Genomic DNA, 10,685 nt, shown 5'->3' with positions numbered 1-10,685 from the left:
CTGCCCTGCCGCTCAGCGCCGTACGACGATGGGTTTCAAGCCAAGTCCGCCCGGCAGCGCACGCGCCGCTTCCTGCGCGAGTGCGCGGGATTCGAAGGGGCCGCCGTACAGGCGGTTGACGCTGCCCGAACGGACGACTTCGACCGCCAGGTCGACGCCGGCCTGCTTGAGCTTTTCGCCCAGTTCCTCGGCCTTGCCGTCGCGTCCGTAAGCGCCCAGTTGCAGATAGAAGCCCGGCGCCAACGCGGCCTTGTCGGCCGAGGCCGAAGCCGATGTCGAGGCGACGGGCGCCTGTGGGCGCGCGACGGCGGCGCTGTCCATGTCGACACGGTCTTCCAGCATGAGGGCGGCGATGGCGGGCGGTGCCGGCAAGGCCTGCGCCTCGGAGGCGGCGGCGCGGCGCGCGGACGCGAGCTGCATCACGTCGCCCGGGAACAGGCGCTCGACCTGGACCTGGTGGCTGCCCTTCCCCAGCAGCCCCAGCTTGAGGGCGGCCGTGTACGAGACGTCGATCACGCGGTCGGAGTGGAACGGTCCGCGGTCGTTGATGCGCACGACGACGGACTTGCCGCTCTCCAGGCTCGTGACGCGCGCGTACGAGGGAATCGGCAGGGTCGGGTGCGCGGCCGTCATCTTGTACATGTCGTAGGCTTCGCCCGAGGACGTGCGCTGGCCGTGGAACTTGACGCCATACCAGCTGGCCACGCCGCGCTGGCTGAACGGTTCGTCGTTGATGAGCGGCGTGTATGTCTGGCCGAACACGGCGTACGGCTTGTTGGCGAACTTGGCGTAGGGCTCGTACTTGACGACGGCGTCGGGGGTGTCCAGCAGGCCCGGCGGCGGATTCGCGCCGGGGCCGTCGTCCTGGTAGTAGCCGCCGCGGCCGGAACCGGCCGGCGGCAAATTCGGAAGCTTCGGATCCACGCGGGTGACCTTGTGCTTCCACGGCAGGGGGATCAGGCTTTTGTGTTCGCCGTTCTGGTCCGTGGTACTGCACCCCGCCATCATTGCCAACATCGCAATGACCGCTGGGAGCGACCTCGGAACGGCCTTCGCGTTCTCTTGCATATCAGGTCTGCACCAGTTTGCGGTGTCGTTGAATACTCATCAATATACCACTGCAGAGGCCCAAAGTAATCAGCGCGGTTCCGCCATAGCTCATGAAAGGAAGCGGAACTCCGACCACGGGCAGGATGCCGCTGACCATGCCCATGTTGACAAAGGCATACACAAAAAACATCATTGCGACCGATCCGCCCAACAGGCGCGTGAACAGGTTCGGTGCATTGGCCGCGATCATCATCGCGCGCCCGATCAGCAGCAGGTACAGGAACAGCAACACGAGATTGCCGACCAGACCAAACTCTTCGGAATATACCGAAAAAATGAAGTCGGTGGTACGTTCCGGAATGAATTCCAGATACGCCTGTGTCCCTTTCATATAGCCTTTGCCGGTCACGCCGCCCGAGCCGATCGCGATGGTCGACTGGATGATGTGGAAGCCCTTGCCGAGCGGATCGGACGTGGGATCGATCAGCGTCATCACGCGTTCGCGCTGGTAGTCGTGCATCATCGACCACGCCACCGGCAGGCCCGCGCAGCCGGCCGCGAACAGCGCGCCGAGCGCCTTCCACGACAGGCCGGCCAGGAAGATCACGAAGAAGCCGGAGCCGCCCACGAGCAGCGCCGTGCCGAGGTCGGGCTGCTTGGCGATGAGGCCGAAGGGTATCAGGAGCAGCAGGGCCGCCACCGCGAATGACTTCCAGTTGAGGATGCCCGCCCGGGTCTGGAAATACCAGGCCAGCATCAGCGGCGTGGCGATCTTCATGATTTCGGACGGCTGGATGTCCACGCCCACGTGCAGCCAGCGCCGCGCGCCCTTCTTGATGATGCCGACGGTCGCCACCGCGAGCAGCAGCGCGACGCCGAACGTATAGATCGGCACGGCGAGCCGCAGCAGGGTCTGCGGGGGGACGATGGCGGCCGCCCACATGAACACGAAGGCGGCGATGATGTTGCGGATCTGGCCTTCCAGGCGGCCGGGGAAGTCGTGGCCGGCCGAGGACAGCGTGACGAGGCCCGTGCACAGCAGCAGGAACAGGATCAGCGACAGCGCCGGATCGAAGACGGTGAAATACGGTTTGAGGCGCCGGCTGAGCGAGCGGCGTTCGGGAAAATGCGCCATGGTTCAGTCCTTGTTGCCGGGGGTCTCGCCGCCCGGCCTGAAATCGGCGCCGGCCGTGGGCGCCACCTGGTCTTCGTCGGCCGGGACCGGGTCGACGGGTTTCGGCGCCGGCTTGTCCGCGTCGCCCGGACGCTTGCCGAGCAGGTAGTAATCGAGTGCCTTGCGTGCGATCGGTGCCGCCACCGCCGCGCCGAAGCCGGCGTTTTCCACGACCAGCGCGATCGCGATGCGCGGATGGTCGGCCGGCGCGTAGGCGATGAACAGCGCGTTGTCGCGCAGGCGTTCCGGGGTCGCGGCGGCATTGTACTTCTGGCCCTTCAGGCCCACGACCTGCGCGGTACCCGTCTTGCCGGCCACGGTGTACTGCACGTTGCGGAACGGGATGAAGGCGGTGCCGCTCTGGTCGGCCGTCACGCCGACCATGGCGCGCTTGACGACGTCGATATTCTGCTGCTTGAGCGGGATGCGGCCGGATTCCTTCGCCACCGTCGGCGTGCGCGCATGGTTGCCGCCGTCCTCGAGCAGCTTGACGAGGTGCGGGCGCATGATGACGCCGTCGTTGGCGAGCGTCGCCACCGCGTGCGCCATCTGCAGCGGCGTATAGCTGTTGAAGCCGTTGCCGATCGAGATCGAGATCGTGTCGCCGCCGACCCACTTCTGCGCCGCGCGGTTGCGCTTGAAGCGCTCGCGCTTCCATTGCTGCGACGGCAGCACGCCCGTCTTCTCGTGTTCGAGGTCGATGCCGGTCTTTTCGCCGAAGCCGAACGGCTGCATGAAGTCGTGCAGGCGGTCGATGCCCATCTCGTTGCCGAGCTGGTAGTAGTAGGTGTCGCACGACATCACGATCGACCGGTACATGTCGATGTAGCCGTGGCCGCCGCGCTTGTCGTCGTTGAAGCGGTGCCCGCCCAGCATAAAGAAACCGGGGTCGTTGATGCCGTACTCGGGGCGGCGCAGGCCCAGCTCCAGCGCGGCCAGCGCCATGTACGGCTTGAACGTGGAGCCGGGCGGGTACGTGCCCGACAGCGGACGGTTCATCAGCGGCTTGTCGAGCGACGTGTTCAGCTCCGTCCAGCTCTGGGTGTCGATGCCGTCGACGAACAGGTTCGGGTCGAAGCCGGGCCGCGACACGTACGCGAGCACATCGCCCGTCGCCGGCTCGATGGCGACCAGCGCACCGCGGTAGTCGCCGAACGCCTGCTCGACGACCTTCTGCAGCTCGATGTCGATCGACAGGATCAGGTTGTTGCCCGGCGTCGGCGGCGTGCGCGACAGGGTGCGGATCGCGCGGCCGCCGGCCGAACGCTCCACTTCCTCGTAGCCCGTCTGGCCGTGCAGCTGGCGCTCGTAGCTCTTTTCCAGGCCTTCCTTGCCGATATGGTCCGTGCCGTTGTAGTTGGCGGCATCGTCGCTGGCGTCGATGACCTTGGCCTCGGCCTGGTTGATGCGGCCGATGTAGCCCAGCACGTGCGAAGCGACTTCGCCCAGCGGATACTGGCGGAACAGGCGCGCCTGCACTTCGACGCCGGGGAAGCGGAAGCGCTGCGCGGTGAAGCGCGCCACCTCGTCGTCGGTCAGGCGGGTGCGGATCGGGACGCTGGAAAAATTCTTCGACTCTTCCATCAATCGTTTAAAGCGTTTCCGGTCTTTCGGTTCGATCGCGACGAGCTTCGCGAGTTCGTCGATGACGGAATCGAGGTTCGCTTCCAGCTTCGACGGCGTGATCTCGAGCGTGTAGGCGGAATAGTTGCTGGCCAGGACGACGCCGTTGCGGTCGACGATCAGGCCGCGGTTCGGCACGATCGGGACCAGTGCGATGCGGTTGTCCTCGGCCTGCGCCATGTACTGGCTGTGCTTGACGACCTGCAGCCAGACGAAGCGTGCGACGAGCAGGCCGAAGCAGATGAAGACGAACAGCACCATCGCCGTCAGGCGCATGCGGAACAGGTGGATCTCGCGATCGCTGTCTTTAATCTCGGTCATTCGGGGAGGCGATGAATAAATGCTTCAGATCGGACGCGTATGGTCCTTGTCGACCGCGCGGCGCTGCGGCGCCAGCAGCAGCCACGTGATCACGGGCCACAGCGCGACGGCGATCACGCTTTCGATGAACACGAGCGCGCCGGGGAAGCGGCCCGTGACGAAGAAGCGCACCATCACCTGGATCGCCTGCGTGAGCAGCAGCAGCGGGAACACGTGCATCGCCTGCGTGACGAGCGGGAACCACAGCACGCGGCGGTGGATCATGATCGCCAGGTACGACAGCAAGGTGTACGCGAGGGCGTTCTCGCCCAGCAGCGTGGCGTCGTGCACGTCCATCAGGAGGCCCATGCAGAACGCGATGCCGATGCCGACCTTGCGCGGCTGGTGGATGCCCCAGAACACGAGCACCAGCGCGACGAAGTCCGGCGCGCCGACCCAGCGGCCCCACGGCAGCAGGTTGAGCATGAACGCGCAGACCAGGCTGAACGCGATGAACAGCGGGCTGACCGGCAGCAGGATGTAGTGCGGACGGTTCGTCGTCGGCATCAGGTGCCCTCCTTCGGCCGGGCCGCGGTGTTGGCTGCGGCCGGCGCGGCGGTGGCCGGCGCCCGGGTGGCCGCCGGTGCGGCCGCAGCCGGGCTGCGCGCCGCGGCAGCGGAGTTCGCACGCGCGGGCGTGGGGTTCTGGTTCGCGGGCGCCGCGGCCGGACGCGCACCGGCGGCGGTACCGGCGGCCGCGGGCGGCGCGACGGCAGGCGCCAGCGGTTGCGGCGGCAGCGGCAGCGGCGGCACGGGTTCCATGCGCGGCAGATTCTTGCGGGACGTGGTGTTGGCGTTGGCCTTCGGCGCTTCCGCGGCCGGGCGCGGCGGCAGCGGCTGGTCGGACATCACGATCAGCAGCTGGCGGTGGCGGTCGATGCCGGCCAGCGGCTGGCAGACGACGCGGCCGAAGGCGCCCTGCGCCACGTTCTCGACCTGGATGACTTTCGCGACCGCGAGGCCGGCCGGGTAGACGCCGTCCAGGCCGGACGTCACGAGCACGTCGCCGACCTGGATGTCGGCATTCGGCGCGACGAAGCGCAGGTCGAGCAGACCCGACTGGCCGCGGCCGTAGGCCACGCTGCGCAGGCCATTGCGCAGCACCTGCACGGGGATCGCCTGTTCCTTGTCGGTGAGGAGCGTGACTTCGGACGTGAACGGGAACACGCGCGTGACCTGGCCGACGACGCCGGCGTTGTCGATCACGGGCAGGCCGAGCTTGACGCCGCTGCGGGTGCCGCGGTCGAGCACCACGCGGCGCGTGGACGGGTCGCGCGCGTCGTACAGGATCTCGCTCATCTGGGAGCGTACGGGCAGGTGCTCGCGCGCGTCCATCAGGCGGCGCAGTTGCGCGTTCTCGGCCATCTGGAGCTGCGCCTGCTGCATGGCCTGGGCCATCGCGACCTGCTGGCTCTTCAGGTCGCGCACTTCCTTCTGCAGCGCGGAGATCGAGGAAAAATACGTCCCCATATTGACCAGCGCGTCGCGCGGCGCGAGGGCAGCCATCTGGAACGGGTACAGGACCGTTGCCGCCACCTGGCGCACGGCGGTGAGCGCGTGCAGGCGGGCGTCGACCACGAGCAGCGCGATCGACAGGAGAGCGAACACGGTCACCTTGACCCTTGCGGGGGCGCCTTGCTTGAACAGCGGCGGAGGACTGTATTCCATGACTTCCAATAATGCGGGGCCTGCGGCGCCCGCGTCAATCCAGACGCCCGGCGCGGGTACGCGTCAGACGGGCACCAACAAACGCGGACGGCGCGTGCCGCCCCCGGATCGCCGGAACGGTCACACGCCCTGTCCGCGCAGCCACGGCCGGGTTACTCGTACGAGAAGATCGAGCCCAGCTTGTCCATGCGCTCGAGCGCCATGCCCGAACCGCGCACGACGCACGTCAGCGGATCCTCGGCCACCAGCACCGGCAGGCCGGTCTCTTCCATCAGCAGGCGGTCCAGGTCGCGCAGCAGTGCGCCGCCGCCGGTCAGCATCATGCCCTTCTCGGCGATGTCCGCGCCCAGTTCCGGCGGGGTCTGCTCGAGGGCGTTCTTGACGGCCGAGACGATGTTGTTCAATGGATCGGTCAGCGCTTCCAGGATTTCGTTGGACGAGATCGTGAACGAACGCGGGATGCCTTCCGACAAATTGCGGCCCTTGACTTCCATCTCCTTGACTTCGGAGCCCGGGAAGGCCGAACCTATTGCTTTCTTGATCGACTCGGCGGTCTGTTCGCCGATCAGCATGCCGTAGTTGCGGCGGATGTAGTTGACGATGGCTTCGTCGAACTTGTCGCCGCCCACGCGCACGGAACCTTTATAGACCATGCCGCCCAGCGAGATGATGCCGACTTCCGTCGTGCCGCCGCCGATGTCGACGACCATCGAGCCGGTCGCCTCGGACACCGGCAGGCCCGCGCCGATCGCGGCCGCCATCGGCTCTTCGATCAGGTAGACCTGCGACGCACCGGCGCCCAGCGCCGATTCGCGGATCGCGCGGCGCTCGACCTGGGTCGAACCGCACGGCACGCAGATGATGATGCGTGGCGACGGACGGAAGAACTTCGAATCGTGCACCATGCGGATGAACTGCTTGAGCATCTGCTCGGTGACGGTGAAGTCGGCGATCACGCCATCCTTCATCGGACGGATCGCTTCGATGTTGCCGGGAACCTTGCCGAGCATTTGCTTGGCTTCCTTGCCGACCGCCTGGATCGTCTTCTTGCCGTTGGGACCGCCTTCCTGGCGGATCGCGACGACCGAAGGCTCGTCCAGCACGATGCCCAGGCCGCGCACGTAGATCAGCGTGTTGGCGGTACCCAGGTCGATGGCCAGGTCGTTCGAGAAATAGCTACGTAAAAAACCAAACATGTGTGTCCTGATATGCGCAATAGGGTGCGCCTAACATTAATCGGGGAATCCTCGCCGCGACTGCCGAGCGCCTCGCGGGCTTTTCATGCGTGGATGCGGGGCAGGTTTCGCCCGGAGAACGCATTAGCCCGCCATTCTACCTTATAATTTACCGATTAAACGCTGAAAAACGGGTGGTTTCGTGCCCATATCAGCCTGTGAGATCGACGGTATTAGAAAGCTTTTATCAGCTTTAGCGCGCCGTTGTCCAAATTTCATTATCTACACACTCATCTTTGAACGCGGTGCCGAACCGCGCCTTTTGCCATGTCCCTGACACTTTCAGACGTAAAACGGATCGCCAACCTGGCCCAGCTCGATATGGACGAGGCCCATGCCGAAATCGCCTTGAACGAGCTGAACGGGATCTTCGCCCTGGCCGACCAGTTGCAGGCTGTCGACACCACGGGTGTTGCGCCGTTGTCGCAACCGCTGGCCAGCGTGCTCGCCCTGCCCCTGCGCCTGCGCGAGGACGTGGTGACGGAAGAAAACCACCGCGACGATTACCAGGCCCCGGCCCCGAAGACCCAGGACGGCCTGTACCTGGTGCCGAAAGTCATCGCCACCGAATAACCCGCAGCGAACGTCGACCATCATGATGCATCAAAAAACCATCAAGGAGCTGTCCGCGCTCCTGCACTCGAAACAAGTCTCGGCGACGGAGCTGACCCGGCACTTCCTCGACCGCATCGCCGCCAGCCAGCATAACGCGTTCCTGGACGTGAATCCGGACCTGTCGCTCGCGCAGGCGCAGGCGGCCGACGCCCGCATCGCGGCGGGCAACGCCGGCCCGCTGACCGGCATTCCCATCGCCCACAAGGATATCTTCGTCACGCAAGGCTGGCGCTCGACTGCCGCGTCCAAGATGCTGGGCAATTACGTCAGCCCGTTCGACGCCACCGTCGTCACGAAATTCGCGGACGCCGGCATGGTCACGCTGGGCAAGCTCAACTGCGACGAATTCGCGATGGGCTCGTCGAACGAGAACTCGGCGTTCGGCGCCGTGAAAAACCCGTGGGACGCGCTGGCCGTGCCGGGCGGCTCGTCGGGCGGCTCGGCCGCCGCGATCGCCGCGCGCCTCGCGCCGGCCGCGACCGGTACCGACACCGGCGGCTCGATCCGCCAGCCGGCCGCGTTCTGCGGCATCACCGGCATCAAGCCGACGTACGGCCGCGTGTCGCGCTTCGGCATGATCGCGTTCGCCTCGTCGCTCGACCAGGGCGGCCCGATGGCCCGCACGGCGGAAGACTGCGCCCTGCTGCTGAACGAGATGGTCGGCTTCGACGAGCGCGATTCGACCTGCCTCACGGCCGAGCAAGGCAATGCGCGCGAAGACTTTACGCGCGACCTGAACGCACCCTTGACCGGGCTGCGCATCGGCGTGCCTGCGGAATACTTCGGCGAAGGCCTGGCCACAGACGTCGAACAGGCCGTGCGCGCCGCGCTGGACGAATTCGTGAAGCTGGGCGCGACGCTGGTCGAGATCTCGCTGCCGAAGACGTCGCTGTCGATCCCCGTGTACTACATCATCGCGCCGGCGGAAGCGTCGTCCAACCTGTCGCGCTTCGACGGCGTGCGCTACGGCTACCGCGCCCCGGAATACACCGACCTGCAGGACATGTACAAGAAGACGCGTGCGCAAGGCTTCGGCAAGGAAGTCCAGCGCCGCATCATGGTCGGCACGTACGTGCTGTGCCACGGCTACTACGACGCCTACTACGTGCAGGCGCAGAAGATCCGGCGCCTGATCGCCGACGACTTCCAGGCCGCGTTCCGCGACAAATGCGACGTGATCATGGGCCCGGTGGCCCCGAGCGTCGCGTGGGACCTGGGTTCCAAGGCGAACGACCCGGTGGCGAACTACCTGGCCGACATCTTCACCCTGTCGACGAGCCTCGCCGGCCTGCCCGGCATGTCGATCCCGGTCGGTTTCGGCCAGGGCGAGAAAAATGAAAAACGCCCGGTGGGCCTGCAAATCATCGGCAACTACTTCGCCGAGGCGAAGCTGCTGAACATCGCCCACCAGTACCAGCAAGCCACGGATTGGCATACCCGCGCGCCCGAAGGCGTTTGACGCACTGACATACAAGAGAGAACACCATGCAATGGGAAGTCGTCATCGGTCTTGAGAACCACGTCCAGCTCACGACCAACTCCAAAATCTTCAGCGGCAGCTCGATCAAGTTCGGCGCCGAGCCGAACACGCAGGCGAGCCCTGTCGACCTGGCGCTGCCGGGCGTGCTGCCCGTGATGAACAAGGGCGCGGTCGAACGCGCCATCTGCTTCGGCCTCGCGGTCGGTGCGAAGATCGCGCCGCAGTCCGTCTTCGCGCGAAAGAACTACTTTTATCCCGACCTGCCGAAGGGTTACCAGATCAGCCAGTTCGAAGACCCGGTCGTGCAGGGCGGCAGCCTCACGTTCGCGTTCGAAAAGGACGGCAAGCTGGAGACGAAGACCGTCAACCTGACCCGCGCCCACCTCGAGGAAGACGCCGGCAAGTCGCTGCACGAGGACTACCACGGCATGAGCGGCATCGACCTGAACCGCGCCGGCACGCCGCTGCTGGAGATCGTCTCCGAGCCGGAAATCCGCAGCGCCGCCGAAGCCGTCGCCTATGCGAAGGCACTGCACGGCCTGGTGATGTGGCTGGGCGTCTGCGACGGCAACATGCAGGAAGGTTCGTTCCGCTGCGACGTCAACGTGTCCGTGCGCCCCGTCGGCCAGAAGGAATTCGGTACCCGCTGCGAGATCAAGAACCTGAACTCCTTCCGCTTCATGGAAGAAGCGATCCACTACGAAGTGCGCCGCCAGATCGAGCTGATCGAGGACGGCGGCAAGGTGGTGCAGGCCACGCGCCTGTGGGATCCGGACCGCAAGGAAACGCGCGAGATGCGCACCAAGGAAGACGCGCAGGATTACCGCTACTTCCCGGACCCCGACCTGCCGCCGCTGGCGATCTCGCAGGACTGGATCGACCGCGTGAAGGCCAGCATGCCGGAACTGCCGGCCGCGATGCGCGAACGCTTCATCGGCGACTACGGCCTGCCGGAATACGACGCGCTGATCCTGACGTCGTCGCAGGCGATGGCCACGTATTACGAAGCCGTCGTCGCCAAGGCCGGCAAGGAAAGCGCCAAGGCGGCCGCGAACTGGCTGATGGGCGACGTGTCGTCCGCGCTGAACCGCGCCGACGTCGCCATCGAGGACTCGCCGGTCGAAGCATCGCAACTGGCCCTGCTGCTGAAGCGCATCGCCGACGGCACGATCTCGAACAACGCGGGCAAGAAGGTCTTCAGCCTGATGTGGGAAGCGCAGTCGGAAGACGAGCACCTGGCCGACACGATCATCGAACGCGAAGGCCTGAAGCAGATTTCCGACACGGGCGCGCTGGAAGCGATCGTCGACGAGGTCCTGGCCAACAATGCGAAGTCGGTCGAGCAGTACAAGGCCGGCAAGGAAGCCGCCATCAACGCGCTGATCGGCCAATGCATGAAAGCGTCGAAGGGCAAGGCGAATCCGGCGCAGGTGACCGAGCTGCTGAAGAAGAAGCTCGCGGCCTGATCCCTGTCAATTGCC

9 protein-coding genes are annotated in these 10,685 nt (G+C 65.9%); 3 read left to right on the top strand and 6 right to left on the bottom strand.

Annotation, left to right across the window (positions count from 1 at the left end; genetic code table 11):
- Nucleotides 1–12: 12 nt before the first annotated feature.
- The 6 genes from ASD28_RS00265 to ASD28_RS00240 form a co-directional block, all read right to left on the bottom strand.
- A complete protein-coding gene (locus ASD28_RS00265) occupies nucleotides 13–1,017 on the bottom strand; it encodes a septal ring lytic transglycosylase RlpA family protein (protein WP_229411916.1) in 1,005 nt (334 codons plus the stop codon).
- A gap of 52 nt (nucleotides 1,018–1,069) precedes the next feature.
- The gene (gene rodA, locus ASD28_RS00260; protein WP_056122207.1) at nucleotides 1,070–2,185 is read right to left on the bottom strand and encodes a rod shape-determining protein RodA; all 1,116 of its coding nucleotides are present in this window, start codon (nucleotides 2,183–2,185) and stop codon (nucleotides 1,070–1,072) included.
- Between the two features lie 3 nt (nucleotides 2,186–2,188).
- Nucleotides 2,189–4,168: a penicillin-binding protein 2 gene (gene mrdA / locus ASD28_RS00255; RefSeq protein WP_056122204.1), complete on the bottom strand. Its 1,980-nt coding sequence runs from the start codon at nucleotides 4,166–4,168 to the stop codon at nucleotides 2,189–2,191.
- 24 nt (nucleotides 4,169–4,192) lie between these two features.
- Nucleotides 4,193–4,714, bottom strand: a complete 522-nt coding sequence (mreD, locus tag ASD28_RS00250; protein WP_025511654.1) for a rod shape-determining protein MreD — start codon at nucleotides 4,712–4,714, stop codon at nucleotides 4,193–4,195.
- Complete coding sequence (gene mreC, locus ASD28_RS00245) at nucleotides 4,714–5,874, bottom strand: rod shape-determining protein MreC (RefSeq protein ID WP_056122201.1); 1,161 nt, start codon at nucleotides 5,872–5,874, stop codon at nucleotides 4,714–4,716. Before mreC ends, mreD begins: the two co-directional genes overlap by 1 nt.
- Nucleotides 5,875–6,026: 152 nt before the next feature.
- Nucleotides 6,027–7,070: a rod shape-determining protein gene (locus ASD28_RS00240; RefSeq protein WP_025511657.1), complete on the bottom strand. Its 1,044-nt coding sequence runs from the start codon at nucleotides 7,068–7,070 to the stop codon at nucleotides 6,027–6,029.
- Between the two features lie 306 nt (nucleotides 7,071–7,376).
- Between ASD28_RS00240 and gatC the strand changes: the two genes are divergently transcribed.
- Genes gatC through gatB form a run of 3 tightly spaced genes read left to right on the top strand, consistent with a single transcriptional unit; the run spans nucleotide 7,377 to nucleotide 10,670 of the window.
- Nucleotides 7,377–7,682: an Asp-tRNA(Asn)/Glu-tRNA(Gln) amidotransferase subunit GatC gene (gene gatC, locus ASD28_RS00235; protein WP_056122198.1), complete on the top strand. Its 306-nt coding sequence runs from the start codon at nucleotides 7,377–7,379 to the stop codon at nucleotides 7,680–7,682.
- A gap of 25 nt (nucleotides 7,683–7,707) precedes the next feature.
- Entirely contained in the window at nucleotides 7,708–9,183 is a 1,476-nt protein-coding gene (gatA, locus tag ASD28_RS00230) for an Asp-tRNA(Asn)/Glu-tRNA(Gln) amidotransferase subunit GatA (RefSeq protein WP_056123551.1), read from the top strand.
- A gap of 26 nt (nucleotides 9,184–9,209) precedes the next feature.
- Nucleotides 9,210–10,670, top strand: a complete 1,461-nt coding sequence (gene gatB / locus ASD28_RS00225; protein ID WP_056122194.1) for an Asp-tRNA(Asn)/Glu-tRNA(Gln) amidotransferase subunit GatB — start codon at nucleotides 9,210–9,212, stop codon at nucleotides 10,668–10,670.
- Nucleotides 10,671–10,685 lie beyond the last annotated feature (15 nt).

The organism is Massilia sp. Root133, from assembly GCF_001426525.1.
Taxonomy (GTDB): Bacteria; Pseudomonadota; Gammaproteobacteria; order Burkholderiales; family Burkholderiaceae_D; genus Telluria; species Telluria orientalis.
Note: the sequence above shows the minus strand (reverse complement) of the source record. Positions and strands in the feature narration are given on the sequence as shown.